38 protein-coding genes and 1 tRNA gene are annotated in these 25,625 nt (G+C 42.4%); 4 read left to right on the top strand and 35 right to left on the bottom strand.

Annotation, left to right across the window (positions count from 1 at the left end; genetic code table 11):
- Nucleotides 1-90 precede the first annotated feature (90 nt).
- Together B143_RS0105670 and glmM are read right to left on the bottom strand one after the other, a co-directional pair.
- A tRNA-Arg gene (locus tag B143_RS0105670) sits at nt 91-164 on the bottom strand.
- A gap of 9 nt (nt 165-173) precedes the next feature.
- Nucleotides 174-1,481, bottom strand: a complete 1,308-nt coding sequence (gene glmM / locus B143_RS0105665; protein ID WP_018122531.1) for a phosphoglucosamine mutase — start codon at nt 1,479-1,481, stop codon at nt 174-176.
- A 204-nt stretch (nt 1,482-1,685) separates the two neighbouring features.
- On the opposite strand from glmM, the gene B143_RS0105660 reads away from it, so the two are divergent.
- Genes B143_RS0105660 through asd form a run of 4 tightly spaced genes read left to right on the top strand, consistent with a single transcriptional unit; the run spans nt 1,686 to nt 5,327 of the window.
- Nucleotides 1,686-2,639 carry an NAD-dependent epimerase/dehydratase family protein gene (locus tag B143_RS0105660; protein WP_018122530.1) on the top strand — a complete coding sequence of 318 codons (954 nt, stop codon included), beginning with the start codon at nt 1,686-1,688 and terminating at the stop codon, nt 2,637-2,639.
- 11 nt (nt 2,640-2,650) lie between these two features.
- The gene (gene dut, locus B143_RS0105655) at nt 2,651-3,106 is read left to right on the top strand and encodes a dUTP diphosphatase (protein WP_008315890.1); all 456 of its coding nucleotides are present in this window, start codon (nt 2,651-2,653) and stop codon (nt 3,104-3,106) included.
- A 19-nt stretch (nt 3,107-3,125) separates the two neighbouring features.
- Nucleotides 3,126-4,196 carry a 3-isopropylmalate dehydrogenase gene (leuB, locus tag B143_RS0105650; protein ID WP_008315892.1) on the top strand — a complete coding sequence of 357 codons (1,071 nt, stop codon included), beginning with the start codon at nt 3,126-3,128 and terminating at the stop codon, nt 4,194-4,196.
- Between the two features lie 21 nt (nt 4,197-4,217).
- Nucleotides 4,218-5,327: an aspartate-semialdehyde dehydrogenase gene (asd, locus tag B143_RS0105645; RefSeq protein WP_018122529.1), complete on the top strand. Its 1,110-nt coding sequence runs from the start codon at nt 4,218-4,220 to the stop codon at nt 5,325-5,327.
- Between the two features lie 93 nt (nt 5,328-5,420).
- Here the strand turns inward: asd and ispH are convergent, their stop codons facing one another.
- The 33 genes from ispH to tuf form a co-directional block, all read right to left on the bottom strand.
- Nucleotides 5,421-6,362, bottom strand: a complete 942-nt coding sequence (gene ispH / locus B143_RS0105640) for a 4-hydroxy-3-methylbut-2-enyl diphosphate reductase (RefSeq protein WP_018122528.1) — start codon at nt 6,360-6,362, stop codon at nt 5,421-5,423.
- Nucleotides 6,355-6,858 (bottom strand): signal peptidase II, encoded by a 504-nt coding sequence (gene lspA, locus B143_RS0105635; RefSeq protein ID WP_008315895.1) that lies wholly within the window; start codon nt 6,856-6,858, stop codon nt 6,355-6,357. The genes ispH and lspA overlap by 8 nt, the downstream gene beginning before the upstream one ends.
- The gene (gene ileS, locus B143_RS0105630; RefSeq protein WP_018122526.1) at nt 6,851-9,697 is read right to left on the bottom strand and encodes an isoleucine--tRNA ligase; all 2,847 of its coding nucleotides are present in this window, start codon (nt 9,695-9,697) and stop codon (nt 6,851-6,853) included. The genes lspA and ileS overlap by 8 nt, the downstream gene beginning before the upstream one ends.
- Nucleotides 9,698-9,706: 9 nt before the next feature.
- Complete coding sequence (gene ribF / locus B143_RS0105625) at nt 9,707-10,642, bottom strand: riboflavin biosynthesis protein RibF (RefSeq protein ID WP_018122525.1); 936 nt, start codon at nt 10,640-10,642, stop codon at nt 9,707-9,709.
- 59 nt (nt 10,643-10,701) lie between these two features.
- Nucleotides 10,702-11,079 (bottom strand): 50S ribosomal protein L17, encoded by a 378-nt coding sequence (gene rplQ, locus B143_RS0105620; RefSeq protein WP_008315898.1) that lies wholly within the window; start codon nt 11,077-11,079, stop codon nt 10,702-10,704.
- Nucleotides 11,080-11,110: 31 nt separating this feature from the next.
- Entirely contained in the window at nt 11,111-12,109 is a 999-nt protein-coding gene (locus B143_RS0105615; protein ID WP_008315899.1) for a DNA-directed RNA polymerase subunit alpha, read from the bottom strand.
- A 39-nt stretch (nt 12,110-12,148) separates the two neighbouring features.
- Nucleotides 12,149-12,772, bottom strand: a complete 624-nt coding sequence (gene rpsD / locus B143_RS0105610; RefSeq protein ID WP_008315900.1) for a 30S ribosomal protein S4 — start codon at nt 12,770-12,772, stop codon at nt 12,149-12,151.
- Nucleotides 12,773-12,785: 13 nt separating this feature from the next.
- Nucleotides 12,786-13,175, bottom strand: a complete 390-nt coding sequence (gene rpsK, locus B143_RS0105605; protein WP_008315903.1) for a 30S ribosomal protein S11 — start codon at nt 13,173-13,175, stop codon at nt 12,786-12,788.
- Between the two features lie 17 nt (nt 13,176-13,192).
- Complete coding sequence (gene rpsM, locus B143_RS0105600) at nt 13,193-13,549, bottom strand: 30S ribosomal protein S13 (protein WP_008315905.1); 357 nt, start codon at nt 13,547-13,549, stop codon at nt 13,193-13,195.
- A gap of 81 nt (nt 13,550-13,630) precedes the next feature.
- Nucleotides 13,631-13,744 carry a 50S ribosomal protein L36 gene (gene rpmJ / locus B143_RS09870; protein ID WP_081600423.1) on the bottom strand — a complete coding sequence of 38 codons (114 nt, stop codon included), beginning with the start codon at nt 13,742-13,744 and terminating at the stop codon, nt 13,631-13,633.
- Nucleotides 13,745-13,767: 23 nt separating this feature from the next.
- Nucleotides 13,768-15,189, bottom strand: a complete 1,422-nt coding sequence (secY, locus tag B143_RS0105595) for a preprotein translocase subunit SecY (protein WP_008315906.1) — start codon at nt 15,187-15,189, stop codon at nt 13,768-13,770.
- Nucleotides 15,190-15,198: 9 nt separating this feature from the next.
- The gene (gene rplO / locus B143_RS0105590; protein WP_008315907.1) at nt 15,199-15,633 is read right to left on the bottom strand and encodes a 50S ribosomal protein L15; all 435 of its coding nucleotides are present in this window, start codon (nt 15,631-15,633) and stop codon (nt 15,199-15,201) included.
- Between the two features lie 8 nt (nt 15,634-15,641).
- Nucleotides 15,642-15,821, bottom strand: a complete 180-nt coding sequence (gene rpmD / locus B143_RS0105585; RefSeq protein WP_008315908.1) for a 50S ribosomal protein L30 — start codon at nt 15,819-15,821, stop codon at nt 15,642-15,644.
- Between the two features lie 3 nt (nt 15,822-15,824).
- Nucleotides 15,825-16,340, bottom strand: a complete 516-nt coding sequence (rpsE, locus tag B143_RS0105580; protein ID WP_008315909.1) for a 30S ribosomal protein S5 — start codon at nt 16,338-16,340, stop codon at nt 15,825-15,827.
- A gap of 11 nt (nt 16,341-16,351) precedes the next feature.
- Nucleotides 16,352-16,708, bottom strand: a complete 357-nt coding sequence (gene rplR, locus B143_RS0105575; RefSeq protein WP_008315910.1) for a 50S ribosomal protein L18 — start codon at nt 16,706-16,708, stop codon at nt 16,352-16,354.
- A gap of 6 nt (nt 16,709-16,714) precedes the next feature.
- Nucleotides 16,715-17,251: a 50S ribosomal protein L6 gene (rplF, locus tag B143_RS0105570; RefSeq protein WP_008315911.1), complete on the bottom strand. Its 537-nt coding sequence runs from the start codon at nt 17,249-17,251 to the stop codon at nt 16,715-16,717.
- Between the two features lie 10 nt (nt 17,252-17,261).
- A complete protein-coding gene (rpsH, locus tag B143_RS0105565) occupies nt 17,262-17,657 on the bottom strand; it encodes a 30S ribosomal protein S8 (RefSeq protein ID WP_008315912.1) in 396 nt (131 codons plus the stop codon).
- A 15-nt stretch (nt 17,658-17,672) separates the two neighbouring features.
- On the bottom strand, nt 17,673-17,978 hold the full coding sequence (rpsN, locus tag B143_RS0105560) for a 30S ribosomal protein S14 (RefSeq protein ID WP_008315913.1): 306 nt from the start codon (nt 17,976-17,978) through the stop codon (nt 17,673-17,675).
- Nucleotides 17,979-17,989: 11 nt separating this feature from the next.
- Nucleotides 17,990-18,529: a 50S ribosomal protein L5 gene (gene rplE / locus B143_RS0105555; protein WP_008315914.1), complete on the bottom strand. Its 540-nt coding sequence runs from the start codon at nt 18,527-18,529 to the stop codon at nt 17,990-17,992.
- Between the two features lie 127 nt (nt 18,530-18,656).
- Nucleotides 18,657-18,998, bottom strand: coding sequence for a 50S ribosomal protein L24 (gene rplX / locus B143_RS0105550; protein ID WP_008315915.1), 342 nt, complete (start codon nt 18,996-18,998; stop codon nt 18,657-18,659).
- Between the two features lie 11 nt (nt 18,999-19,009).
- Nucleotides 19,010-19,378 (bottom strand): 50S ribosomal protein L14, encoded by a 369-nt coding sequence (rplN, locus tag B143_RS0105545; protein WP_008315916.1) that lies wholly within the window; start codon nt 19,376-19,378, stop codon nt 19,010-19,012.
- Nucleotides 19,379-19,382: 4 nt separating this feature from the next.
- On the bottom strand, nt 19,383-19,649 hold the full coding sequence (rpsQ, locus tag B143_RS0105540) for a 30S ribosomal protein S17 (RefSeq protein WP_008315917.1): 267 nt from the start codon (nt 19,647-19,649) through the stop codon (nt 19,383-19,385).
- On the bottom strand, nt 19,649-19,834 hold the full coding sequence (gene rpmC / locus B143_RS0105535; RefSeq protein ID WP_172635342.1) for a 50S ribosomal protein L29: 186 nt from the start codon (nt 19,832-19,834) through the stop codon (nt 19,649-19,651). The genes rpsQ and rpmC overlap by 1 nt, the downstream gene beginning before the upstream one ends.
- Before the next feature lie 31 nt (nt 19,835-19,865).
- Nucleotides 19,866-20,279, bottom strand: coding sequence for a 50S ribosomal protein L16 (gene rplP / locus B143_RS0105530; protein ID WP_008315919.1), 414 nt, complete (start codon nt 20,277-20,279; stop codon nt 19,866-19,868).
- Nucleotides 20,280-20,281: 2 nt separating this feature from the next.
- The gene (rpsC, locus tag B143_RS0105525; protein ID WP_008315921.1) at nt 20,282-20,971 is read right to left on the bottom strand and encodes a 30S ribosomal protein S3; all 690 of its coding nucleotides are present in this window, start codon (nt 20,969-20,971) and stop codon (nt 20,282-20,284) included.
- Nucleotides 20,972-20,982: 11 nt separating this feature from the next.
- Entirely contained in the window at nt 20,983-21,309 is a 327-nt protein-coding gene (gene rplV / locus B143_RS0105520) for a 50S ribosomal protein L22 (protein ID WP_008315922.1), read from the bottom strand.
- A gap of 9 nt (nt 21,310-21,318) precedes the next feature.
- On the bottom strand, nt 21,319-21,591 hold the full coding sequence (gene rpsS, locus B143_RS0105515; protein WP_008315924.1) for a 30S ribosomal protein S19: 273 nt from the start codon (nt 21,589-21,591) through the stop codon (nt 21,319-21,321).
- A gap of 15 nt (nt 21,592-21,606) precedes the next feature.
- Nucleotides 21,607-22,431: a 50S ribosomal protein L2 gene (gene rplB / locus B143_RS0105510; RefSeq protein WP_008315926.1), complete on the bottom strand. Its 825-nt coding sequence runs from the start codon at nt 22,429-22,431 to the stop codon at nt 21,607-21,609.
- Entirely contained in the window at nt 22,431-22,733 is a 303-nt protein-coding gene (rplW, locus tag B143_RS0105505; protein WP_008315928.1) for a 50S ribosomal protein L23, read from the bottom strand. The genes rplB and rplW overlap by 1 nt, the downstream gene beginning before the upstream one ends.
- Entirely contained in the window at nt 22,730-23,335 is a 606-nt protein-coding gene (rplD, locus tag B143_RS0105500; RefSeq protein ID WP_008315929.1) for a 50S ribosomal protein L4, read from the bottom strand. Before rplD ends, rplW begins: the two co-directional genes overlap by 4 nt.
- A 3-nt stretch (nt 23,336-23,338) precedes the next feature.
- Nucleotides 23,339-23,983, bottom strand: coding sequence for a 50S ribosomal protein L3 (rplC, locus tag B143_RS0105495; protein WP_008315930.1), 645 nt, complete (start codon nt 23,981-23,983; stop codon nt 23,339-23,341).
- A gap of 68 nt (nt 23,984-24,051) precedes the next feature.
- Nucleotides 24,052-24,363 (bottom strand): 30S ribosomal protein S10, encoded by a 312-nt coding sequence (gene rpsJ / locus B143_RS0105490; protein WP_008315931.1) that lies wholly within the window; start codon nt 24,361-24,363, stop codon nt 24,052-24,054.
- A gap of 64 nt (nt 24,364-24,427) precedes the next feature.
- Nucleotides 24,428-25,618, bottom strand: a complete 1,191-nt coding sequence (gene tuf / locus B143_RS0105485; RefSeq protein ID WP_026165726.1) for an elongation factor Tu — start codon at nt 25,616-25,618, stop codon at nt 24,428-24,430.
- Between the last annotated feature and the right edge of the window lie 7 nt (nt 25,619-25,625).

Raw genomic sequence — 25,625 nt, 5'->3', positions numbered from 1 at the left:
CTTATCCATGGATAATTTCCTAAAAGCCAAAGAGGAGTCATTTTACTCTTTAATTGAAAATTTGTGTAGTCAATGGCTTATGAAAACTTTCGCCCCGAACATGATTCGAACATGTGACCTTTCCCTTAGGAGGGGAACGCTCTATCCTGCTGAGCTACCGGGGCATTCGTCTATTATTTCTGATTTTTGATGAGGTTTGCAAGGCTTTCGGCATATTTTTTAGAGGCTGCCACATCAAAACTCTCCACCATCACGCGCACAACGGGCTCTGTACCGGATGGACGAATGAGCACGCGGCCATTGTCCCCTAACGCTTTTTCTACCTGTTCAATCTCAGCTTTGACAACATCTGTATCCCAACCGGTGCGATCTTTGAGTTGTACATTGATCATGGTTTGGGTGGATTTAGGAATGTGCTGCAAGGATTCTGCAATCGTCATATTTTTATCCAAAATCGCTTGCAATGCCTGCAGTGCGGCAATGATGCCATCACCTGTGGTGTGTTTATCCATACAAATGATGTGCCCTGAACTTTCACCGCCCAATGTTAGATTGTGCTGCTTTAACTGCTCAAGCACATAACGATCACCAACTTTCGCGCGAATCAATTCAATCCCTTCGTTTTTAAGGGCATGTTCAAACCCTAAATTACTCATAATGGTGGCCACAATCTGCTTTTCTCTGCGGTGCGTTGCGATCAAATACAAAATGGCATCGCCATCGTACACAACACCTTTCCCATCGACGATCACTAAGCGATCACCATCACCATCAAACCCGATGCCACAATCAGCTTTTTCTTCAAGCACCTTTTTCTGAAGCGCTGCAGGCTGCGTCGACCCCACTTGATCATTGATGTTAAAGCCATTGGGCTCATTGCCAATCACGATCACTTTCGCACCAAGCTCTGTAAACACGTGCGGTGCAATGTGATAAGTGGCGCCATTGGCACAATCTAGAACAATCTTCATGCCACGCAAATTCAGATCACGGGCAGAACTCTTACAAAACTCAATGTAGCGCCCTGCAGCATCTGTAATGCGACGCACGCGGCCAAAGCCATCAGGATTGACCGGCACAAGGGGGGCATCTAAATGTCGCTCAATCTCAAGCTCTAAAGCATCATCTAATTTCTGACCATCTTCCCCAAAGAATTTGACGCCATTGTCAAAATAGGGATTGTGAGAAGCTGACACCATGCAACCGGCGGATGTATCAAGCGTGCGAGTTAAGTAAGCAATCGCTGGCGTTGGCATCGGGCCTGTTAAAGCCACGCCCACGCCTGCATAGGTTAAGCCCGCTTCTAATGCCGATTCAAACATATAGCCTGAAATGCGCGTGTCCTTGCCGATCAAAACGCGTGCGCCTTCTCTGGCCAACACTTTGCCGGCTGCATAGCCTAAACGCAAGATAAAATCTGGCGTCATCGGCACTTCGCCTGTGCGGCCACGCACTCCATCAGTCCCAAAATAACGACGCATACAGACTCCTTTATTATTAATTTGTCGAATCTCCTGATTTTAACGCGTTTATTGCCAAAATGGTATGGGCAAAATCATCCCACATTTTGCCCATTTATCCGCTTTGGTCAAAGCACATGGAAATAACGCCTGATTTAGTTTACGCCTTACCCCCCTTTCGCTAGAATGGACAAGTTCTTATCCCTAACACAGGAGGATTCATCAATGTCTAAAATCATCGTTTTGGGCGGTAGCGGATATGTGGGCTATCATGTGATCAGTCGATTAGCGAGAGATAAAAATAACCACATCATCGCTTTTTCACGCAGTAAAAATGTACAAGAAGATACACGTCAATTTTCATTTGTGAAGTTTAAAACCTATCCACAAACAGATGCGGAGATTTTATACCACATTCATGATGCGGATGTGATCATCAACCTCGTTGGCACCATGGATGGCAACCGTAAACGTGCCACCAAAGCCCACGTGGATTTAGTGAAGCGTTATGCTGAACTTGCCAAACAAACGAGCATCAAGCATTTCATTCACATGAGTGCCCTTGGCGTGTCTGAAAAAGGCGGCAGCGTCTATTTTGATACCAAATGGCAAGGTGAAGTGGCGCTCAAAGAAGCGTTAAATAATAGTGGCATTAAAGTTTCCATCCTGCGCCCTTCTTTCATGTTTGGTCAGCGCGCGCCAAGTTTAGATGGTTTGGTGCGTTTGATTGATAAATTCCCAATGTTCATGGTGCCCGGTGCATTCACACAATTTCAACCCATTTATGTGGGCGATGTGACTCGCGCCATCGAACAAATCATGTGCACACAATCAGAGATGCAAGCCACCTACACATTAGTGGGTCCTGAGCGCATGACATTTTTAGAGATGATTCGTGATGTTTTGCGATATTCTCACCTTTGTCGTAAAAAGGCGATCGCCATGCCAAAATTCTTTGCCTTCCTCTTAGCATTGACCACCGGCTGGATGCCAAAAGCCCCATTTACGATGAATCAATACAACTGCTTGAAAATTGATAGCGTTTCAGATACAAATAATCTAGAGCAATTAAGTATTTCGCCACAGTCGTTTCAGTCTGTCATGAGTTACGAATACAAATATGGCTTACAAGATCGTTATGAAGCGGATCGAATGACAGCAGGTCGAAATATTATTTAAAGGAAGTTTGAGTGTTAGTAGTTGATTACAAAATCTTAGATAAACGTTTAGGGACAGAGTTTCCATTGCCAAGTTATGCAACAAAAGGATCAGCAGGCCTTGATTTACGCGCCATGCTCGATGAGCCCTTAACGTTAGAACCCGGTCAAAGCGCATTTGTCAAAACAGGCATGGCGATCTATTTAAAAGATCCTAACTATGCTGCGATGGTATTGCCGCGCTCTGGCCTTGGCACAAAACATGGGATTGTCCTTGGCAATCTCGTGGGTTTGATTGATGCTGATTATCAAGGCGAATTAATGGTATCCGCTTGGAACCGCAGCAATCAAGCTTTTACAATCGAAGTGGGGGAGAGATTGGCGCAGATGATCATCGTGCCAGTCATTCAAGCAAACTTCCAAGAGGTGGATGAATTTGAAGCATCCGAACGTGGCGCTGGTGGCTTTGGCCACACAGGCCGAAATTAATAATCAATAAGGAAATTGAATGAAAGTATTAGTATTACCCGGTGATGGTATTGGTCCAGAAATCACAGCACAAGCCGTTCGTGTATTAAACACCATGAACGACAAGCACAATCTTGGCATTGAAACAGAAAATGCGCTGATTGGCGGCATTGCTTATGATACGACTGGCAAGCCATTGCCTGATGAAACCCTCGAAAAAGCACTCAACGCCGATGCGGTGCTCCTCGGTGCGGTGGGTGATACGAAATACGATGCATTGCCTCGCAATGTGCGCCCTGAACAAGGCTTATTGGCGATCCGTAAAGGTTTAAACTTGTTTGCGAACTTGCGCCCTGCTCATGTGTTTAAAGAGCTGGCCCATGCTTCTTCATTAAAAGAAGAGTTGGTGTCAGGCTTAGACATTTTGATCGTGCGTGAGTTAACGGGCGACATCTACTTTGGTCATCCGCGCGGCATCGAAGTGCGTAATGGCGAAAAAGTGGGCTTCAATACCATGTTGTATTCAGAATCTGAAATCCGCCGCATTGCGCATGTGGCGTTTCAGGCAGCGCAAGCACGTGATAAACGTGTGTGCTCCATTGATAAAATGAACGTGCTTGAAACCACGCAATTGTGGCGTGATGTGGTCACTGAAGTGGCTAAAGAGTATCCGGATGTCACGCTTTCACACATGTTGGTGGACAATGCCGCCATGCAATTGGTGCGCGCACCAAAACAATTTGACGTCATGCTCACGGGCAACATTTTTGGTGACATTTTATCCGATGAAGCAGCGATGCTCACAGGTTCGATTGGCATGTTGCCATCGGCTTCATTAGATGAGAACAATAAAGGCTTATATGAACCCAGCCACGGCTCTGCACCCGATATTGCCGGTCAAAATAAAGCCAACCCATTAGCGACCATTATGTCTGTCAGCATGATGTTTAAATACACTTTTGCCCGTCCTGACATCGCTCAAGAGATCGATGACGCCATCGAGCGCGTGTTGGCAAAAGGCATTCGCACCGGTGACATTGCTCAAAAAGATAGCATCATCGTGGGTTGTAAAGAGATGGGTGATGCAGTGATCGCAGAGCTCAACGCATAAGAATTAGGGAAAGGATACACAATGAAAAAAGTAGGTTTAGTTGGCTGGCGTGGCATGGTGGGCTCTGTGCTCATGGAAAGAATGGTGGAAGAAGGCGATTTTCAACACATTCACGCCACATTTTTCTCCACCTCTAACGCAGGTGGTAACGCGCCTGTGATGGGCGGCGCACAAGAGAGTGCGTTAGGCGATGCCTATGACATCGATGCATTGATGGCGCAAGAGATCATCGTCAGCTGCCAAGGTGGCGATTACACCAAAGATGTTTACCCAAAATTGCAAACTGCTGGTTGGCAAGGTTATTGGGTGGATGCTGCCTCAACCCTTCGCATGGATAATGACAGCATCATCGTGCTTGATCCCATCAATCGCGAGAGCATTGATCAAGGGCTCAACAATGGCATCAAAACATTTGTGGGCGGCAACTGTACCGTCAGCTTAATGTTGATGGCACTTGGTGGCTTATTTAAAGAAGATTTGGTGGAATGGACAACCTCCATGACCTATCAATCGGCCTCAGGTGCGGGTGCGCAAAACATGCGTGAACTTTTGCAACAAATGCACTTTATTGGCCAAGAGATGGCGAGCGACATCATCTCCCCTGCCAAAGCGATTTTAGAGATTGATCGCCGCGTGTCTGATCTGTTAAAAGCGGATCACTTCCCGAAAGATAATTTTACTGTGCCATTAGCGGGTAACTTAATTCCATGGATTGACAGCGAATTGTCCGATGGACAAAGCCGCGAAGAGTGGAAAGGCATGGTGGAAACCAATAAAATCCTCAACACTCAAAGCCCCATTGCCGTCGATGGCATTTGCGTGCGTGTCGGCGCGATGCGTTGTCACTCACAAGCATTGACATTAAAACTTAAAAAAGACATTCCCTTATCTGAGATTGAGAGCATTATCAAATCCTCAAATGATTGGGTGCGCGTGATTCCAAATCACCGTGACGTCACCATGCGTGAATTAACGCCGGCTGCGGTTTCTGGCACGCTTGAAGTCCCCGTTGGCCGCTTACGCAAAATGAAGATGGGCAATGAGTATTTGTCTGCCTTTACCGTGGGCGATCAATTGCTTTGGGGCGCCGCTGAACCTGTGCGCAGAATGTTGATGATTTTAGTGAACTGATCACACATCTTCATACAATGAATAATAAAAAGGACTGCAAGCAGTCCTTTTTTAATCATCATAGTTCGATATTATTGCTAATATCTAGGGAATTTAGTCGCGCAGCTCTTTAGGCAATGGAAACACGATGGTTTCCGGATTCTCATCGATGCTGTGCTCAAGGGTTGCCCCTGCCTTTTCAAGCAGTTCAATCACTTCTTGAACGAGCACTTCAGGTGCAGATGCCCCTGCGGTGACGCCAATATTATCATGATCTTTTAAGACTGCAAGATCTATATCTTCTGCCCGATCAATTAAATACGCCATAGCGCCCTGCTTTTCTGCCAATTCACGCAAGCGATTGGAGTTTGAGCTATTTTTAGAGCCCACCACAAAAATCAATGAGCATTGCTGAGAAAGCTCACGCACGGCATCTTGACGATTTTGCGTGGCATAACAGATGTCATCTTTCTTTGGCGCAGCAATCACAGGAAAACGCGCACGTAAGCGGTCAATGATCTCTTTTGTATCATCAATCGATAATGTGGTTTGTGTCACATAGCTGACATTGTCAGGATTGTTCACCACAAGATTGTCAGCATCTTTTACATCTTCCACAAGGTAGATTTTACCGCCATGTGCCGCATCAAACTGTCCCATGGTACCTTCCACTTCAGGATGCCCCGCATGGCCAATTAAGATGGTATCACGCGCATTTTTTGCATCTCGGCTCACTTCCATGTGCACTTTTGTCACCAATGGACACGTGGCATCAAAAACTTTTAAGCCACGACGATCCGCTTCCATCTGCACCGCTTTAGAAACGCCATGGGCAGAGAAAATCACAATCGCATCATCCGGCACTTCATCAAGCTCTTGCACAAAGACCGCACCACGATCACGCAAACCATCCACCACAAATTTATTGTGCACCACTTCATGACGCACATAAATCGGTGCGCCAAACTGTTCTAATGCTTTTTCAACGATGCCGATGGCTCGGTCAACGCCAGCACAAAAACCGCGTGGGTTGGCCAAATAAATTTTCTTACTCATTGCGTGAATCATCTCGTTCAATAAAAGAGGACAAAATGACTAACCCTGCACCCACAGAGACGCAGATGTCAGCCACATTGAAAATGGGAAAGTAATAGCTGCCAAATTGCACACTGATAAAATCAATCACAAAGCCATGCCAAATGCGGTCAATCACATTGCCAATCGCGCCCGCCATGATCAAGGCAAAGCCATAAGGCAAAATGCGCTCATGGGCTTTACGTCGAATGATCAAAACTGAGAGCACAATCGCCGCAATGATGGCAATGGCAATGAAAAACCAACGCTGCCAACCAGAGTGATCGGACAAAAAGCTAAAGGCCGCGCCATAGTTATACGCTAAGCGCCACTCTAGAAAATCTGGAATCACAGTGATCACAGAATTGTTCAATGCAGCAGTTGCCCAAAGCTTTGTGAGTTGATCCACCACAATGCCAATGATCGCAAGCACAAAGAAGATCATGACCTTCTTTGTGGGCAAAGATGACTTAGGCATATTTGCGATTCTCACCTTCTTCAGTTAAGTTCGTGATGCAGCGGTCACACAATTCAGGATGATCTGCATGCGTGCCCACATCTTCACGATAATGCCAGCAGCGAACACATTTTTTGTAATGGTTCACAGAGATTTCGATGGCAAATTGCTCATCTTCTAATGTCAAGACTGGCAACTCTTCTGTATTGTCAGACAATGGTTTCACATTTGCATATGACGTCAATAATACAAAGCGCAATTCATCTTCTAACTGCATCAATTGATTGTACATATGATCTGTACAGTAGATGGTGACATTTGATTGCAATGAAGAGCCGATTTCACCATTTGCACGGTGTTTTTCGATCTCTTTAGAGACTTCAGAACGCACATTGAGCAACATGTCCCAGAAGGCACGATCAAATTTCGCATCATCTAATGGCACTAAATCTTTATAGAATTCAGCTAAGAAGATGGATTCTTCGCGGCTACCATCTTTTTGGCGCATGTTTTGCCAAATTTCTTCAGCGGTGAAGGATAAAATCGGTGCCATCCAACGAACCAATGCTTCTAACACATGGTGCAATGCTGTTTGACATGAACGACGTGCTTTAGAGTCTTTCGCACAAGTGTACTGACGATCTTTGATGATGTCTAAGTAGAAGCTGCCTAAATCGATTGAACAGAAGCTTTGTAATTTTTGATACACATTATGGAACGCAAATTCCACATAATGCTCACCAATTTCAGTTTGTAATTGATGCGCACGATCAATCACCCAGCGATCTAATGGCAACAATTCATCCATGGGCACAGCATCTTTGGCATAATCAAATTCGCCTGTGTTCGCCAACAAGAAGCGCACGGTATTGCGAATGCGGCGGTAAGTTTCTGATGTGCGTTTTAAGATTTCATCTGACACGGGAATTTCACCGCGGTAATCGGTAGAAGACACCCAAAGACGCAAGACATCCGCACCCATTTTATCCATCACATCTTGTGGCTCTACACCATTGCCTAAAGATTTAGACATTTTGCGACCCTGTGCATCCACCGTAAAACCGTGTGTGAGCAACTGTTTATAAGGCGCAATGCCATCCATCGCCACAGACGTACAGATTGATGAGTTGAACCAACCACGATGCTGATCCGAACCTTCTAAATAAAGATCCGCAGGATAAGACAATTCAGGACGCTGACGAAGCACCGTATAATGCGTTGTGCCTGAGTCAAACCACACATCTAAGATGTCTTTGTTTTTCTCATAATTTGCAGCATCTTCTGCATTTAAGAATTCTGTGATGTCCGCTTCAAACCAGCCGGTTAAACCCTTGTCTTCGATTTTCGCTGCCACTTGCTCCATCAACTCACCCGTTTGCGGATGCAATTCGCCGGTTTCTTTATGTAAGAATAAAGGAATTGGCACGCCCCAATAACGCTGACGAGAAATACACCAATCACCGCGACCTTCGATCATGCCGTATAAACGTGCTTGACCCCAGCTTGGCGTGAATTTCACTTTGTCGATCTCAGTTAAGATCTCTTGACGTAAATCTTTTTTATCCATGCTGATGAACCATTGCGCCGTTGCACGGTAAATGGTTGGCGTTTTATGGCGCCAGCAATGTGGATAGCTGTGTTCAATTTTAGTGGCAAACACTAGATTGTTGTGACTGCGCAATGTTTCTAATACATTGTCCGTCACATTCATGATGTTTTGACCAGCAAACAATGGCACATCAGAGGCATAATCACCATTGCCTAAAACATAATTCCCCATTGGCAAGTGATATTGTAAACCCACTTTATAGTCGTCATCACCATGAGAAGGCGCTGTATGAACGCAGCCTGTACCGCCATCTAGTGTGACATGCTCACCTAAGATCACTGGCACTGTTTTTTCATAAAAACAGTGGCTCAAGGCTAGGTTTTCAATTGCTTGACCTTTAAAGGTGTGGATCACTTCTAATTCAGTTTTCCAGCGTTTGGCCAAACCTTCCACCAATTCTGCCGCCACAATGATGTTTTCACCATTCATGCGCACGAGTGCATAATCATATTCAGGATGCACAGAGACGGCTTCATTACATGGCAATGTCCATGGTGTGGTTGTCCAGATCACCACAGAAACAGGCTCAGTCACGGCAAAACCAATGGCATCACTTAAGGCTTTAACGTCTTGCACTGCAAATTTCACATCAATGCTTGTGGAGACTTTATCCGCATATTCAACTTCCGCTTCCGCTAAAGAAGAACCACAATCTAAACACCAGTTCACAGGACGAGAACCGCGCTCCATGTGACCATTTTTATAGATTTCTGCCAACGCACGCACTGTGTTTGCTTCGATTTTTTTATCGTACGTTAAATAAGGGTGATCAAAATCCCCTAAAATACCAAAGCGTTGGAATTCTGCCTTTTGTAAATCCACTTGTGTGGCGGCATAGTCTGCACATTTTTGACGGAACTCTTGTGCCGTCATGTTTGGCCCAACTTTGCCATATTTACGTTCAACCACCAATTCAATGGGCAAACCATGACAATCCCAACCCGGTACATAAGGCGTATCAAAGCCTAATTGACTGTGAGACTTGGTAATAATGTCTTTGAGCGTCTTATTTACAAAGTGGCCTAAATGAAGGGCACCGTTGGCATAGGGAGGACCATCATGCAATACAAACTTTGGCTTGCCTTCAAAGGCTTTGCGTTGTTTGGCATATAAATTAATGGATTCCCAAAACTCAACAAACTTTGGCTCCTTCGTTGGGAGATTTGCGCGCATGTCAAAGTCAGTCGTTGGAAGATTCAACGAATCTTTATACTGGTGATTACCATTGTCTTGAGATTTATTTTTACTCACAGTATGTACCTATTCTGAAAAGTCTTTAAAAAAAGTGGAAGAATTTGTTATATCATGCTCAATTTGCTTTCGCAAATCCTCTAAAGCGTTAAACTTGATTTCATCGCGAATTTTGTTGATGAAGGTAATTTTGAAGTGATCACCATAGAGATTTTCATTGGTATTGTGTAGGTGCACTTCTAAAGAGAGCTTTTTACCATCAATCGTTGGGCGCATGCCCATATTCGCAGTGCCATAATAACGCTTGCCTGTACAGAGATTATCGGCAATCACATTAAAAACGCCACGCAGTGGGAAATGATGCTTTAAATGAACATTAATGGTGGGCATGCCCCAAGTGCGAGCGAGTTGATTGCCATACACCACTTTACCGATGAGCGAATAACGGCGGCCTAAAAATTGCTCAGCTGAGGCTAAGTCATTGTTGGCCAAAAACTCACGGATTTTTGTTGACGAGACACGAATGTTGTCTTGTTCAAGGTCTTCAATCGCTCTGAAATGATAATCATCTTTGAGCGCATTGCTTAGAAATTCTATGTCGCCTTGAGCTTTGTGCCCAAAACGGAAATCTTTGCCCACAAACAGGGCTTTCATCTCAAGGGTATCGAGCAAAATGTCATTTAAAAAGCTGTCAGCCGTAATCGTCGCCATGCCTTGAGAAAAGGGTATGAGAATCACTTCATCCACAAGATCATGAGCTTTCAAATAATCTAATTTATCACGCAATGACATCACACGATCAAAAGAACCTTTCTTAAAATACTCAGGCGGTAAAGGATTGAACGTCACTAAGGTGCGTTTTAAATTGTGCGCTTTCGCATGCTCATTCAGAGCGTTGATGATTTTCACATGTCCAACATGAAGACCATCAAAAGAGCCAATGGTGATGGCGCGGCCATCGAATTCATTCGATGCTAAGGAGAGATTTAAATGTGTAAAATACATACTGCCCCAACAATAAAAAGGCCGGATGAACCGGCCTATTCTATCAATTTAACTAATCATTACTCAGCAGCGGGTGCTACGACACGATCAACGAGCTCAACGTAAGCCATTGGCGCGTTATCACCTGCACGGTTACCACACTTAAGAATTCTTAAGTAACCGCCTGGGCGTTGTTGCATACGTGGTGCGATTTCAGTGAACAATTTTGCAACTGCTGCTTCTGAACGCAAACGAGCGAATGCTAAACGACGGTTAGCAACTGAATCTACTTTCGCTAAAGTGATTAATGGTTCAACCACTGATCTTAATTCTTTAGCTTTTGGTAATGTTGTTTTAATTAATTCATGCTCAATCATAGAAACAGCCATGTTCTTAAACATTGCTTTTCTATGCGCTGATGTGCGACTAAAGGCACGACCTGATTTACGATGACGCATTAGAATAATTCCTTAAAAATTTGTAACTTAATTATGCTGGCGGCTTGCTCACATCTAGGTGTGAAGGTGGCCAATTATCCAATTTAGTTCCTAAAGATAAACCGTGCTGTGCCAATACGTCTTTAATTTCAGTTAAAGATTTCTTACCCAAATTAGGTGTCTTTAAGAGTTCAACTTCAGTCTTCTGGATTAATTCGCCAATATAGTACAAGCTTTCTGCTTTCAAACAGTTTGCTGAACGAACAGTCAACTCAAGATCGTCTACAGAACGCAATAAAATCGGATCGATCTCACATACTGGCTCTTCTTTCTCTTCAACAACATCTGGTTTAGATTTTAAATCTACGAAGACAGCCAATTGCTCATGCAAGATTGTTGCAGCGGCGCGAATGGCTTTTTCTGGATCTAAACTGCCGTTAGTTTCAAGATTAATAATTAATCGATCTAAGTTAGTTCTTTGTTCAACACGTGCTGTGTCTACTTTATAGCTGACAGTTCTCACTGGGCTAAAAGAAGCATCGATCTTGAAGTTACCAATTTTCTGTGTCGCTTCAGAAGCAGATTCACGAGCAGCAACAGGTTGATAACCACGACCATTTTCAACTTTCAAGCGCAATTTTAAAGAGCCTTGCGCAGTCAAGTTAGCGATCACATAGTCAGGATTAAAAATCTCAACATTGTGTGGTAACACTAAATCGCCTGCAGTGACAGGACCCTCGCCAGATTTCTCTAGCGTCAAATAGGCTTCATCAGCATCGTGAAGGGATAAAGAAATTCCTTTTAGATTCAAAAGAAGATCTATTACGTCTTCATACATTCCAGGTACTGCAGTATATTCTTTCTGAACACCTTCAATTTCACATTCAGTAATCGCTGAACCAGGCATTGAAGATAAAAGAATACGGCGTAAAGCATTACCTAACGTATGGCCAAAGCCACGCTCTAAAGGCTCAAGCGAGACTTCAGAACGTGTAGGACTAATTGTCTTAATATCGACAATCTTTGGCGTTAATAATTCATGTACAGCCATAATAAATATTCACCTAGATATTAACGTTAATCAATAATATTACTTAGAATACAATTCAACTACTAGTGATTCATTAATGTCTGCTGGCAAGTCGCTGCGATCAGGGATACGTTTGTAAGTACCTTCCATTTTTGAAGGTTCTACAGATAACCATTCAACGAAACCGTTGCTTTCTGCTAATTGCATAGCGTACTTAACACGAGTTTGTTGTTTTGCTTTTTCAGAAAGTGTAACAACATCTTCTGCTTTCAATTGGTAAGAAGGAATGTTTACAGATTTACCATTCACCAATACCGCTCTGTGTGACACCAATTGTCTAGCTTCTGCGCGAGTTACAGCAAAACCCATACGATAAACAACGTTGTCTAAACGACATTCTAAGATTTGTAACAAGTTTTCACCTGTTGAACCTTTACGACGTGCTGCTTCTGCGTAGTAAGATCTAAATTGCTTTTCTAAAACACCATAGATGCGGCGTAATTTTTGCTTTTCACGTAACTGCGTACCATAAACTGATAACTTCTTAGGACGTGCGCCGTGTTGACCAGGTGCTTTGTCATGAAGCTTAGTTTTAGATTCAAAAGGACGAGCAGGTGATTTTAAGAAAAGGTCTGTGCCTTCTCTTCTTTCTAATTTACATTTTGGACCAATATAACGTGCCATTTAAATACTCCAATTATACTCTACGTTTCTTAGGTGGACGACAACCATTGTGTGGGATTGGCGTAACGTCAACGATAGATGTGATTTTGTATCCTAAAGCATTTAACGCACGAACCGCAGATTCGCGACCTGGGCCTGGACCATTAACTTCAACGTCTAGATTTTTCAAACCATACTCTTTAGCAGTTGTACCTGCTCTTTCAGCAGCGATCTGTGCTGCGAAAGGTGTAGATTTTCTAGAACCACGGAAACCGGAACCACCAGAAGTTGCCCAAGATAACGCGTTACCTTGACGATCTGTAATAGTTACGATTGTATTATTGAACGATGCATGTATGTGTGCGACACCGTCTACAACAGTTCTTCTAACACGCTTGCGTGCTTTTACTGAAGGTTTTGCCATCACTAATTCCTATAAATTTATTTCTTAACTAAACGTCTTGGACCTTTACGAGTGCGTGCATTCGTTTTGGTACGTTGTCCGCGCACAGGTAAACCACGACGATGTCTGATACCACGGTAACAACCAAGATCCATTAGTCTTTTAATACTCATTGACACTTCACGACGAAGGTCACCCTCTACTACGAATTGCGCAACTTGCGCACGTAGTGCTTCAACTTGATCTTCAGTCAAATCACTGACTTTAGTTGTTGGATCAACTTGTGCATTTTGACAAATTGCTTTTGCGCGCGTGGCACCGATGCCATAAATGGACTGCAAAGCAATAATAACATGTTTTTTGAGCGGTAAGTTTACACCTGCTATACGTGCCATATGTTATGAAACTCCGAAAATTTTTGTTTTATGACCAAGGGGTGGAATTCTATACTGTTTTCCAGAATTCCACAAATTTAATTATCCTTGACGTTGCTTATGACGTCCATCTTCACAGATAACTCTAATAACACCATGGCGTTTAATGATTTTGCATTTTCTGCAAATTTTTTTAACTGATGCTCTAACTTTCATAAAAACTCCTAATCGAGAATATTTTAGATTGATGGCGGCTTGCCATTTAAAGCAGAACTAATGTTGGCCTTCTTCATCACAGATGAATATTGTTGAGACACCAACTGAGCTTGAACTTGAGCAATTAAGTCCATGACAACTACAACCGCAATCAGAATAGAAGTACCACCGAAATAGCTTGGGAAATTAAAAATAGCGCCGAGCATTTCTGGTAATAAACAGATTGCTGTGATGTAGAGCGCACCCCAAAGTGTGATTCGTGTGAGTACTTTATCAAAAAATTGAGAAGTTTGAATTCCTGGACGAATCCCTGGAATAAAACCACCCGAACGCTTTAAGTTTTCTGCTGTTTCTTTTGAATTGAACTGAATCGCAGTATAGAAGAAACAGAAGAAGATGATTAAAGCTGCAAATAAAATCATATAAGCTGGTTGACCAGGTGTGAAATATTTAACACCGTAGTTGCCAATTTTTTGGAAAAATTGACTTGCTAAATAACCAAACTTAGCAAAACCAGACACAGGACCTTCAGCAACACTCACTTCAATTTTTGCCAACGCTGCTGAAATTGTATAAACGAACGATAAGAATGCCGATCCGAAAATTGCTGGAATCACACCCGCCATGTTTAACTTCAATGGGAGATGTGTCGTTTGCCCACCAATTGACATTTGGCGTCCTTGTTGTTTTCTTGCATAGTTGATCGTAATACGACGCTGACCACGCTCAATAAATACAACAAGTAATACTATCGCCATAACAAACAAAATGACAAATACAACTTTTAAATAAGCCAATGCGCCACCTTCAGTGCGTGCTGTGTCAAACAAAGCACTCACACCTGTCGGTAAGCCCATCAAAATGCTCGCAAAAATAATCATGGAGATACCGTTACCGATTCCCCTTTCAGAAATTTGCTCACCAAGCCACATTAAAAAGATTGTACCTGTAATCCAAGTGATCACAGCTAATAAAACGAAATTAAGCGCTGGTATCACAACGATACTCGAGTTAAACCCGAGTGAGCCATTGACAATACCAAACGCATACGCTGTACCTTGTGCAGCAGCAAAAACAATAGTGAGATAACGCGTATATTGCGTTATCTTACGACGTCCCGCTTGACCTTCTTTTTTGATTTGTTCAAGTGGTGGGTATACCACAGTCAGCATCTGAATAACAATAGATGCTGTAATATATGGCATAACCCCTAGCATAAAAATCGACATCCTTTCAAATGCGCCACCTGAAAACAGGTTCATCATCGCACTTAAACCTTGGCCTTCACCTGGTTGCGTCATCTGATCCATTAATAATGGAACGTTAATACCGGGCACGGTGATATGAACACCAAGGCGGTACACAACCAAGGCTAATATCAAGAATATAAAACGTGATTTTAATTCCGATAAATTGCCAAATTGAGGAAGCTGATTATTTTTCATACTATTTCTTTATTCGTTGATTGTTCCACCTGCTGCCAAGATTGCTTCCTTAGCACCCTTTGTAACAGCTAAACCATTAATGGTCACTGCACGATCAATTGTACCTGAAAGAATAATTTTAGCTCTTTCAAATTTACCTGCAATTACATTAGATGATTTTAATGCGATCAAATCAATTTCATTACCTTGTACTTTAGCTAAAGCTGACAAAGGTACTTCTGTTGTTACTAAAGAAAGTTGAGAAACGAAGCCTACTTTTGGTAAACGACGTTGTAAAGGCATCTGACCGCCTTCAAAACCTACTTTATGGAAACCACCAGAACGTGAATGCTGACCTTTATGACCGCGACCTGCTGTTTTACCTAAGCCAGAACCAATACCACGTCCAAGACGTTTCTTAGGTTTACGGCTACCTTCTGCACTTGTTAAAGAGTTTAAACGCATACTTTCACCTATTTCTCAGAAACTTTTAATAAATAGGATACTTTATTAATCATGCCTCTGTTCTCTGGAGTATCTTTAACTTCCACAGTATGGCTGATTCTTCTTAATCCTAAACCACGAACACAATCTTTATGAGATTGTAAACGACCATTGGTACTTTTGATCAAAGTAACAGTAATTGTACTCATGCATTACTCCTTAATGTCTTCAACTGAAAGACCACGCTTAGCAGCGATTTCTTCAGGTGATTTCATAGAGCATAACCCTTCTACTGTTGCGCGAACAACGTTGATAGGATTACGTGAATTTTGACATTTTGCTAACACGTCTGTCACGCCAGCAACTTCAAACACAGCACGCATTGCGCCACCAGCAATGATACCAGTACCTTCAGAAGCTGGTTGCATGTAAACACGCGCAGCACCATGAACACCAGTCACTGGATATTGCAATGTACCATTTGTTAAAGCAACTTCTCTAATGTTTTTACGAGCTTGCTCAACAGATTTTTGAATTGCCAAAGGAACTTCTTTAGCTTTACCGTAACCAAAACCTACGCGACCGTTACCGTCACCCACTACTGTCAAAGCAGCAAATGCGAATTGACGACCACCTTTAACTGTTTTAGAAACACGGTTTACTGCAACAAGCTTCTCTTGAAAAGCATCTGCTTGTGCTGCAACGTTTGTATTTTCTTTCTTTGCCATATCAAATTCCCTTAGAATTGTAAGCCAGCTTCGCGAGCTGAATCTGCCAATGCTTTAATACGTCCATGGAACTGGAAGCCAGCACGATCAAAAGCAACTTCAGTGATGTTTGCTTTTAATGCACGCTCTGCAACAACTTTACCCACTACTTTAGCTGCGTCTACGTTGCCACCATTTTTGATTTGCGCACGTACTTCTGCATCTAATGTAGATGCTGCTGCTAAGATAGTTTTGCCACATGGAGAAATCACTTGTGCATAGATATGGCGAGGCGTTCTATAAATAGTTAAACGTGTCGCACCAATTTCTCTGATTTTTGCTCTAGCTTTACGACTACGGCGTAATCTAGCTTCTTTTTTTACGTTCATATTCACCTACTTCTTCTTAACTTCTTTCAATGAAACAACTTCGTCCGCATAACGAACACCTTTACCTTTATATGGTTCTGGTGGTCTGTAAGCACGTACTTTTGCTGCAACTTCACCCACTGCTTGTTTATCAACACCACGGATGATGATTTCAGTTTGTGAAGGTGTTTCACAAGTTACGCCAGCAGGCATTTGATGAACCACTGGGTGTGAAAAACCTAATGAAAGATTTAAAGCAGAACCTTGCGCTTGCGCACGGTAACCAACGCCCACTAAAAGTAATTTCTTTTCGAAACCTGCAGAAACACCGATAATCATATTGTTTACCAATGAACGCATGGTACCTGCTAAAGCATAGTTACCTTTTGTTTGCGCTAAATCAGGAACGATCACTAAATTACCGTCTTCCTGTTTAATACCAACTGCAGAATGCAATTGTAATTCGCTAGAGCCTTTAGCCCCTTTAACTTTTACCAAGTTACCTGCGATTGAAACTTCAACACCAGCAGGAATTGGAATGATTTTCTTTGCAATACGAGACATTACTAACTCCTTACGCTACGAAACAAATTACTTCACCACCTAAGGACAAGGCTTTTGCTTTACGATCTGTCATCAAACCTTTAGAGGTTGAAACGATCGCAATACCTAAGCCGCCTAATACTGATGGTAATTCATCTTTACTTCTGTAGATACGGAGGCTTGGACGACTAACGCGTTCAAGAGTCTCGATTACAGGTTGACCTTGATAGTACTTCAAAGTAATTTCTAAAGTCTTCTTAACGCCTTCGGCAGTTACGTTAAAACCAGAAATATAACCTTCGTTCTTTAAAACTTCTGCAATTGCTTCTTTCTTAGTAGAAGAAGGCATTGCCACTGTTTCTTTGTGTGCAGCCTGTGCGTTACGAATTCTCGTTAACATATCTGCAATCGGATCATGCATACTCATGAATTATCTCCTCAATTACCAACTTGCTTTGCGTAAGCCTGGGATATCACCACGCATAGTGATTTCGCGTAATTTATTGCGACCCAAACCAAACTTGCTGTAAACACCGTGTGGACGACCAGTGATCGAGCAACGAGCGTGTTTACGAGATGCTGAGGAATCACGAGGCATTTTTTGTAAAGCTACCACTGCTGCTTGCTTTTCTTCAAACGTTGCAGTTTCACTTTTAATAATATCTTTTAAGCTGATGCGCTTAGCGTGTAATCTTTCAACCAATTTTGCTCTTTTAAGCTCACGGTTGATCATTGATTTTTTTGCCATAATATTACCTATTAATTACGGAATGGGAAACCGAATGCAGCGATAAGTGCTTTCGCTTCTGCGTCAGTTTTTGCAGTTGTCGTAAAGTTAATGTCCATACCACGTAAAGCATCAACTTTTTCATAATCAATTTCAGGGAAAATGATTTGTTCTTTGATACCAAAGCTGTAGTTACCACGACCGTCGAAAGAACGACCATTGATACCGCGGAAGTCACGTACACGAGGTAAAGAGATGTTGATCAAACGATCTAAAAACTCATACATGTGCGCACGACGTAAAGTCACTTTACAACCTACAGGCCAACCATCACGGATTTTAAAACCAGCGATTGATTTTTTAGATAAAGTTACGATTGGTTTTTGACCAGCGATCGCAGACATATCTGCCACTGCAGAATCCATTACTTTTTTATCAGCAACAGCTTCACCAACACCCATATTCAAGGTAATTTTAGTGATTTTTGGAACTTCCATTGGATTTTTATATCCAAATTGTTCCATTAATTTTGGAACCACTACTTCATTGTAGTACTGATTTAATCTTGTCATAAAATTAATCCCAGCCAAACGGATATATCTCAGGAATGCATCCTATTCAGCAATTGTTAAAACAAACACTCTCATAGACATACATCTATGAGAGTAGAGCGCATTACAATAACAGAAAAATCAATTATTAGCCAATTTTTTTGTTAGTTGATTTGAAAAATCTTTCTCTTGTGAAAGTATTTTTACCGTTCGCATCTTTAGTGGCAGTCACTTCGATGCGGATACGATCACCTTTCTGAGTTTCAGGATTAAGGATCATCACGTTAGAAATATGAAGCATTGCTTCTTGTTCTACACGACCACCCTCAATACCGCGTTGTGGGTTTGGCTTAACATGTTTGATTTTCTTGTTAACGCCAGCCACTAACACTCTTGAGCCGTCTTTAGCAATCGCTAAGATGTGACCAGTTTTACCTTTGTCACGGCCAGCGATTACAACAACTTCATCACCTTTACGTAATTTATTCATGCTATACCACCTTAAATTACTTCTGGAGCTAAAGAAATGATCTTCATGAAACGATCACCACGGAGCTCACGAGTTACTGGTCCGAAAATACGTGTGCCGATTGGTTCGAACTTAGAGTTCAACAATACAGCTGCGTTCGTGTCGAACTTGATCAAAGAACCGTCATCACGACGAACGCCTTTACGTGTTCTAACAACTAATGCGTTGTAGATTTCACCTTTTTTCGCACGACCACGTGGAATAGCATCTTTTACAGATACTTTAATGATGTCACCAACACCAGCATAACGACGATGAGAACCGCCCAATACTTTGATACACATCAAGCGCTTTGCACCTGAGTTATCGGCAACTTCAAGCATAGATTGAGTTTGAATCATTTCACTAACCTCTTGCTTCTTCGATCACTTTAACCAATTCCCAAGATTTTAACTTAGACATTGGACGTGATTGTTTAATTTCAACAACGTCGCCCACTTTACAGATGTTGTTTTCATCATGTGCGTGGAACTTCGTAGAACGCTTAATGTATTTACCGTAGATTGGGTGTTTTACTAAACGTTCAACCAATACTGTAATTGTTTTATCCATTTTATCAGAGGATACTGTACCAACTACTGTACGCTCAACTTTTTGTTTAACTTCAGACATTATTCACCTGCCTTTTGTGCTAAAACAGTGTTAATTTGAGCGATTTGCTTACGAACAGCCTTGAACAAATGCGGCTTTTCTAATTGACCAGTTGCTTTTTGCATACGCAAATTGAACTGAGCCTTACGCAATTCAAGACGCTCTTTTTTGAGCTCATCAACACTCTTAGCAGATAATTCTTCCATAAATTTCTTTTGCTGACTCATAATCATCACCTTATAGTACTGTTCTAGCAACAAATGTTGTTTGAACAGCTAACTTAGCAGATGCTAAGCGAAACGCTTCACGTGCAACTTCTTCAGATACACCTTCGATTTCGTATAACACTCTACCTGGTTGAACTTTAGCTACCCAATATTCAACGTTACCTTTACCACTACCCATACGAACTTCTAATGGTTTATTAGTGATTGGCACATCTGGGAACACACGAATATAAACTTTACCACCACGACGAACGTAACGGTTGATCGCACGACGTGCAGATTCGATCTGACGCGCTGTGATGCGACCACGTGTTGTAGCTTTCAAACCAAATTCACCAAAGCTGACTTTATTACCAGCAAGCGCATTACCGCGGTTGCGGCCTTTACGCATTTTTCTAAATTTTGTACGCTTAGGCTGTAACATAATTATTCACCTTTCCTTTTAGCACGACGACCTTTATCTGCTGGTTGCTCATCTGCTTTCTGATAGTCGAATACTTCACCTTTGTAGATCCAAACTTTGATACCAAGGATCCCGTAAGTTGTTAAAGCTTCAGCAGTACCATAATCGATGTTTGCACGCAATGTATGTAATGGCACACGACCTTCACGATACCATTCCATACGAGCAATTTCAGCACCATTTAAACGACCAGAAACGTTGATACGGATACCTTCCGCACCTAATTTCATAGTGTTAGATACAGCACGTTTCATCGCACGACGGAACATTACACGACGTTCTAATTGCTGAGCAATACCTTCAGCAACTAAATATGCATCTAATTCAGGTTTTTTGATCTCTTCGATCGCTACGTGCACAGGGCAACCCATAATTTTGGTTAATTTTGCACGTAATTTCTCGATATCTTCACCCTTTTTACCAATCACAACACCAGGACGAGCAGTAAAGATCGTAACTTGTGCTGATTTGCTTGGACGAGTGATTTGAATTTTAGAAACTGCAGCTGCTGCTAATTCCTTACGAAGGAATTCACGAGCTCTGAAGTCAGCTTCGATAAACTCAGGAAATTCCTTGCTACTTGCATACCAACGTGAATTCCAATCCTTAGAGATACCTAAACGAATTCCGGTTGGATTAACTTTTTGACCCATTATAGTCTCCCTTATTCCGCTACTGTGATCGCAACATGGCTTGTGCGCTTAAGGATGCGGCTACCGCGACCTTTTGCACGCGCTCTCATGCGCTTAAGAACAGGACCAGCATCAACCATAACAGCTTGTACTTTCAAGCCGTCGATATCTAATGCAGCATTGTTTTCTGCGTTAGCGATCGCTGAGTTCAAAACTTTTTTCATAATGTCAGCTGCTTTCTTATCGCTGAATTCCAAAAGCGCTAAAGCACGCTCAACTGGTAAACCGCGAATTTGATCAGCAACTAAGCGCGCTTTCTGAGGAGAGATACGCGCAAATTTCATTGTAGCTGTTTGCATATTAAACTCCTATCGCGCTTTTTTATCTGCAACATGACCACGGTATGTACGAGTTAATGCAAACTCGCCCAATTTGTGACCGATCATGTTTTCAGTGATTAAAATTGGAACGTGCACCTTACCATTGTGCACAGCAATTGTTAGCCCAATCATTTCTGGAAGAATCATTGAGCGGCGCGACCAAGTTTTAATTGGCTTACGGCTGTTAGAAGCAAGAGCTTCTTCAACTTTCTTCATTAAGTGATGATCGATAAATGGGCCTTTCTTAATAGAACGTGGCATAAATTATCCTTTATCTTACTTATTACGATGACGAACAATAAACTTCTCAGTGCGTTTATTAGTTCTCGTTTTGTAACCTTTCGTTGGTACGCCCCATGGAGTCACAGGATGACGACCACCTTTACTACGGCCTTCACCACCACCGTGAGGGTGATCTACCGGGTTCATCGCAGCACCGCGAACTGTAGGACGAACGCCTAACCAGCGTTTTGCACCTGCTTTACCCAATACGCGTAAGCTGTGTTCGCCGTTAGAAACTTCACCTAAAGTTGCTTTACAATCAACGTGAACGCGACGCATTTCACCAGAACGTAAACGTAAAGTTACAAATTGGCCTTCACGAGCAACTAACTGAACGCTAGCACCAGCTGAACGAGCCAATTGAGCGCCTTTACCTTCTTTCAATTCAACACAGTGAATGGTAGAACCCACTGGGATGTTGCGAAGTGGTAATGCGTTACCTGGTTTGATGGGTGCGCCTGGGCCAGACAATAATACTGTGCCTTCAGAAACACCTTTTGGTGCGATGATATAACGACGCTCACCATCTGCATAACATACTAAAGCGATGTGTGCAGTACGGTTTGGATCGTATTCAATGCGTTCAACGCGTGCAGGGATATTGTCCTTGTCACGTTTGAAGTCAACGATACGGTAATGTTGCTTATGACCACCACCAATGTGACGTGTAGTGATACGACCGTTGTTATTACGACCACCAGTTCTTGATTTGCTGTCTAATAAAGGCGCGTATGGCGCTCCTTTATGTAAACCTGGCGTCACGATCTTAATCATATTGCGACGACCAGCTGACGTTGGCTTAGTCTTTACAATTGCCATTATGCACCACCTACGAAGTCAATAGTTTGTCCATCAGCTAAAGTTACGTACGCTTTTTTCCAATCTTGTCTTTGACCAACGAAGCGACCTAAACGTTTTTGTTTACCGTTTTGAACCACTACCGTTACAGCGCTAACTTTAACGTTGAAATTTAATTCTACCGCTTGTTTGATTTCAAGCTTAGTAGCATCTTTTAATACTTTAAAGCAAATTTGACCCGCTTTTTCTTCTAAACGAGCTGTTTTTTCTGACGCGTGAGGCGCAAGAATAATTTGCATCAAACGTTCTTCTTTCATACTCATGCTAACCACTCCGCTACAGATGTTAATGCTTCTTGAGTCATAACAACTTTTTCAAATTGGATTAGGCTTACTGGATCAATACCTGCAGCATCGATCACTTGCACGTATGGCAAGTTGCGAGTTGCTAAGTATAAAGGCAAGTCGATTGCTTGAGTTACTAACAATACGTCTTGACCTACGTTCAAATCCGCAAGCATTTTTAAAGCTGCTTTAGTTTTTGACTCTGCCAATTCAATTTTTTCAACAACCACTAAACGATCTTGACGGATCAATTCAGATAAGATTGAAGAAATCGCTGCACGGTACATTTTTTTGTTAACTTTTTGTTCCCAGTTTTGTGGTTTAGCAGCGAATGTTACGCCACCAGCACGCCAAATAGGGCTACGAGAAGAACCAGCACGCGCACGGCCTGTACCTTTTTGTCTCCAAGGTTTGATACCGCCACCACGAACTTCAGCACGTGTTTTTTGAGCGCGAGTACCAGAACGGCCAGCTGCTTGATAAGCAACAACCACTTGGTGAACAAGCGTTTCGTTGAATTCACGAGCAAAGATCGCGTCTGCTAATGAAATCGTTGAACCATTTTTAATATTTAATTCCATTGATTACCCCTTTGCCTTAACTGAAGGTTTGATAATCACGTTACCGCCTTTAGATCCAGGTACTGCACCTTTTACTAAAACGATATTTCTATCAGCATCGATACGAACGATTTCTAAGTTCAATGCTGTACGCTTAACGGCACCCATGTGACCTGTCATTTTCTTACCTTTGAAAACACGACCAGGATCTTGACATTGCCCGATAGAACCAGGAACACGATGTGATAATGAGTTACCGTGAGAATTTCTTTGACCTGCGAAGTTGTGACGCTTAATTGTACCTGCAAAGCCTTTACCTTGGCTGATACCAGAAACGTCAACTTTTTGACCCGCTTCGAATACTGAAGCTGTGATTTCTTGACCGAGTTCAAATGAAGCGATAGCGTCTTCGTTTACACGGAATTCCCACAAGCCACGACCTGCTTCCACTTTTGCTTTAGCAAAGTGACCAGCGGCTGCTTTGTTTACACGGCTTGCTTTTCTTACGCCCGTTGTTACTTGAACTGCAGTATAACCATCTACATCACCGTTTTTAACTTGAGTCACTTTGTTAGGAGTCACTTCAATAACGGTTACAGCGACGGATTCACCACTTTCAGTAAATACGCGAGTCATCCCCGCTTTACGTCCTACTAATCCAATTGCCATTTTATAACCTCAATATAGATAAATAACGAGAGGAAGGTTGGCCACCTTCTTCGCCCCAATAGGCTAAATTAGCCTAATTTGATCTGAACATCAACACCAGCTGCTAAGTCAAGCTTCATTAAAGCATCAACTGTTTTTTCAGTAGGATTGATAATGTCCATTAAACGCTTATGCGTTCTTAATTCGTACTGATCACGTGCATCTTTGTTTACGTGCGGAGAGATCAATACTGTAAAGCGTTCAGTTTTTACAGGTAAAGGAATTGGACCCTTGATTTGTGCACCTGTACGCTTAGCTGTTTCAACAATTTCTTTAGCTGATTGATCGATTAAACGATGATCAAATGCTTTCAAACGAATACGAATTTTTTGGTTTGTCATTCTCTAAATCTCAAAATGATACGCCCCATGATAGACAGGGCGTATACTAGTTAAATTGATCCAATTACGCGATGATTTTAGCTACAACGCCAGCACCAACAGTACGGCCACCTTCGCGAATTGCGAAACGTAAACCTTCGTCCATTGCGATTGGGTTGATCAATTCAACAACCATCTTGATGTTGTCACCAGGCATAACCATTTCTACGCCTTCTGGTAATTCAACAGCACCAGTTACGTCAGTTGTACGGAAGTAGAACTGTGGACGGTAACCTTTAAAGAATGGCGTATGACGACCACCTTCATCTTTAGATAATACGTAAACTTCAGCTTCAAATTTAGTGTGAGGCTTGATTGAACCTGGTTTAGCTAATACTTGACCACGTTGTACTTCTTCACGTTTTGTACCACGTAAAAGAACACCCACGTTATCACCAGCTTGACCTTGATCCAATAATTTACGGAACATTTCAACGCCAGTACAAGTCGTTTTCATTGTTGGTGTGATACCAACGATTTCTAACTCTTCACCAACTTTAACGATACCTGATTCGATACGACCAGTGATTACTGTACCACGACCAGAGATGGAGAACACATCTTCGATAGGCATCAAGAATGGTTTGTCGATTTCACGTACAGGTTCAGGGATATAGCTGTCTAAAGCATCAACTAATTTGATGATTGCAGGTACGCCGATGTCTGATTCGTCGCCTTCTAAAGCTTTCAAAGCAGAACCAACGATGATTGGCGTATCATCACCTGGGAAATCGTAAGTGCTTAACAAGTCACGAACTTCCATTTCTACCAATTCGATCAACTCAGCATCATCAACCATGTCAGCTTTGTTCAAGAATACAACGATGTATGGAACACCTACTTGACGAGACAATAAGATGTGTTCGCGAGTTTGAGGCATAGGACCATCAGCTGCTGAACATACCAAGATAGCGCCGTCCATTTGAGCAGCACCCGTGATCATGTTTTTAACATAGTCCGCATGTCCAGGACAGTCAACGTGAGCGTAGTGACGGTTTTCTGATTCATATTCTACGTGTGATGTAGAGATTGTAATACCACGTGCTCTTTCTTCTGGCGCTTTATCGATTTGATCGTATGCTTGAGAAGCACCACCGAAACGATCTGCACCTACTTTTGTTAAAGCAGCAGTTAAAGTTGTTTTACCATGGTCAACGTGACCGATTGTACCCACGTTTACGTGTGGTTTACTACGACTAAATTTTTCCTTAGACACAATATCA

This window comes from Wohlfahrtiimonas chitiniclastica DSM 18708, assembly GCF_000375345.1.
Classification (GTDB): Bacteria; Pseudomonadota; Gammaproteobacteria; order Cardiobacteriales; family Wohlfahrtiimonadaceae; genus Wohlfahrtiimonas; species Wohlfahrtiimonas chitiniclastica.
The sequence above is the reverse complement of the archived record's forward strand: the minus strand, read 5'-3'. Positions and strand labels throughout refer to the sequence as shown.

What these genes read in the sequence shown, in the direction of transcription:
- rplO (WP_008315907.1), bottom strand. Translation starts at nt 15,633, where the DNA reads ATGCGTTTAAACTCTTTAACAAGTGCAGAAGGTAGCCGTAAACCTAAG.
- rpsK (WP_008315903.1), bottom strand. Translation starts at nt 13,175, where the DNA reads ATGGCAAAACCTTCAGTAAAAGCACGCAAGCGTGTTAGAAGAACTGTT.
- B143_RS0105660 (WP_018122530.1), top strand. Translation starts at nt 1,686, where the DNA reads ATGTCTAAAATCATCGTTTTGGGCGGTAGCGGATATGTGGGCTATCAT.
- rpsC (WP_008315921.1), bottom strand. Translation starts at nt 20,971, where the DNA reads ATGGGTCAAAAAGTTAATCCAACCGGAATTCGTTTAGGTATCTCTAAG.
- rpsJ (WP_008315931.1), bottom strand. Translation starts at nt 24,363, where the DNA reads ATGACAAACCAAAAAATTCGTATTCGTTTGAAAGCATTTGATCATCGT.
- rpsS (WP_008315924.1), bottom strand. Translation starts at nt 21,591, where the DNA reads ATGCCACGTTCTATTAAGAAAGGCCCATTTATCGATCATCACTTAATG.
- rplR (WP_008315910.1), bottom strand. Translation starts at nt 16,708, where the DNA reads ATGAACGTAAAAAAAGAAGCTAGATTACGCCGTAGTCGTAAAGCTAGA.
- B143_RS0105615 (WP_008315899.1), bottom strand. Translation starts at nt 12,109, where the DNA reads ATGGCTGTACATGAATTATTAACGCCAAAGATTGTCGATATTAAGACA.
- rpmC (WP_172635342.1), bottom strand. Translation starts at nt 19,834, where the DNA reads ATGGAAGAATTATCTGCTAAGAGTGTTGATGAGCTCAAAAAAGAGCGT.
- ispH (WP_018122528.1), bottom strand. Translation starts at nt 6,362, where the DNA reads ATGAGTAAGAAAATTTATTTGGCCAACCCACGCGGTTTTTGTGCTGGC.
- asd (WP_018122529.1), top strand. Translation starts at nt 4,218, where the DNA reads ATGAAAAAAGTAGGTTTAGTTGGCTGGCGTGGCATGGTGGGCTCTGTG.
- rplV (WP_008315922.1), bottom strand. Translation starts at nt 21,309, where the DNA reads ATGCAAACAGCTACAATGAAATTTGCGCGTATCTCTCCTCAGAAAGCG.
- rplE (WP_008315914.1), bottom strand. Translation starts at nt 18,529, where the DNA reads ATGACAAGATTAAATCAGTACTACAATGAAGTAGTGGTTCCAAAATTA.
- rplP (WP_008315919.1), bottom strand. Translation starts at nt 20,279, where the DNA reads ATGTTACAGCCTAAGCGTACAAAATTTAGAAAAATGCGTAAAGGCCGC.
- rpsQ (WP_008315917.1), bottom strand. Translation starts at nt 19,649, where the DNA reads ATGTCTGAAGTTAAACAAAAAGTTGAGCGTACAGTAGTTGGTACAGTA.
- rplX (WP_008315915.1), bottom strand. Translation starts at nt 18,998, where the DNA reads ATGAATAAATTACGTAAAGGTGATGAAGTTGTTGTAATCGCTGGCCGT.
- lspA (WP_008315895.1), bottom strand. Translation starts at nt 6,858, where the DNA reads ATGCCTAAGTCATCTTTGCCCACAAAGAAGGTCATGATCTTCTTTGTG.
- rplW (WP_008315928.1), bottom strand. Translation starts at nt 22,733, where the DNA reads ATGAGTATGAAAGAAGAACGTTTGATGCAAATTATTCTTGCGCCTCAC.
- rpsH (WP_008315912.1), bottom strand. Translation starts at nt 17,657, where the DNA reads ATGAGTATGCATGATCCGATTGCAGATATGTTAACGAGAATTCGTAAC.
- rpsM (WP_008315905.1), bottom strand. Translation starts at nt 13,549, where the DNA reads ATGGCACGTATAGCAGGTGTAAACTTACCGCTCAAAAAACATGTTATT.
- rplC (WP_008315930.1), bottom strand. Translation starts at nt 23,983, where the DNA reads ATGGCAATTGGATTAGTAGGACGTAAAGCGGGGATGACTCGCGTATTT.
- secY (WP_008315906.1), bottom strand. Translation starts at nt 15,189, where the DNA reads ATGAAAAATAATCAGCTTCCTCAATTTGGCAATTTATCGGAATTAAAA.
- leuB (WP_008315892.1), top strand. Translation starts at nt 3,126, where the DNA reads ATGAAAGTATTAGTATTACCCGGTGATGGTATTGGTCCAGAAATCACA.
- rplQ (WP_008315898.1), bottom strand. Translation starts at nt 11,079, where the DNA reads ATGCGTCATCGTAAATCAGGTCGTGCCTTTAGTCGCACATCAGCGCAT.
- glmM (WP_018122531.1), bottom strand. Translation starts at nt 1,481, where the DNA reads ATGCGTCGTTATTTTGGGACTGATGGAGTGCGTGGCCGCACAGGCGAA.
- rpmJ (WP_081600423.1), bottom strand. Translation starts at nt 13,744, where the DNA reads ATGAAAGTTAGAGCATCAGTTAAAAAAATTTGCAGAAAATGCAAAATC.
- rpsD (WP_008315900.1), bottom strand. Translation starts at nt 12,772, where the DNA reads ATGGCACGTTATATTGGTCCAAAATGTAAATTAGAAAGAAGAGAAGGC.
- rplN (WP_008315916.1), bottom strand. Translation starts at nt 19,378, where the DNA reads ATGATTCAAACTCAATCTATGCTTGAAGTTGCCGATAACTCAGGTGCA.
- rpsE (WP_008315909.1), bottom strand. Translation starts at nt 16,340, where the DNA reads ATGGCAAAGAAAGAAAATACAAACGTTGCAGCACAAGCAGATGCTTTT.
- rplF (WP_008315911.1), bottom strand. Translation starts at nt 17,251, where the DNA reads ATGTCTCGTATTGCAAAGAAAATCATTCCAATTCCTGCTGGTGTTGAA.
- rplB (WP_008315926.1), bottom strand. Translation starts at nt 22,431, where the DNA reads ATGGCAATTGTAAAGACTAAGCCAACGTCAGCTGGTCGTCGCAATATG.
- rplD (WP_008315929.1), bottom strand. Translation starts at nt 23,335, where the DNA reads ATGGAATTAAATATTAAAAATGGTTCAACGATTTCATTAGCAGACGCG.
- ribF (WP_018122525.1), bottom strand. Translation starts at nt 10,642, where the DNA reads ATGTATTTTACACATTTAAATCTCTCCTTAGCATCGAATGAATTCGAT.
- rpmD (WP_008315908.1), bottom strand. Translation starts at nt 15,821, where the DNA reads ATGAGTACAATTACTGTTACTTTGATCAAAAGTACCAATGGTCGTTTA.
- rpsN (WP_008315913.1), bottom strand. Translation starts at nt 17,978, where the DNA reads ATGGCAAAAAAATCAATGATCAACCGTGAGCTTAAAAGAGCAAAATTG.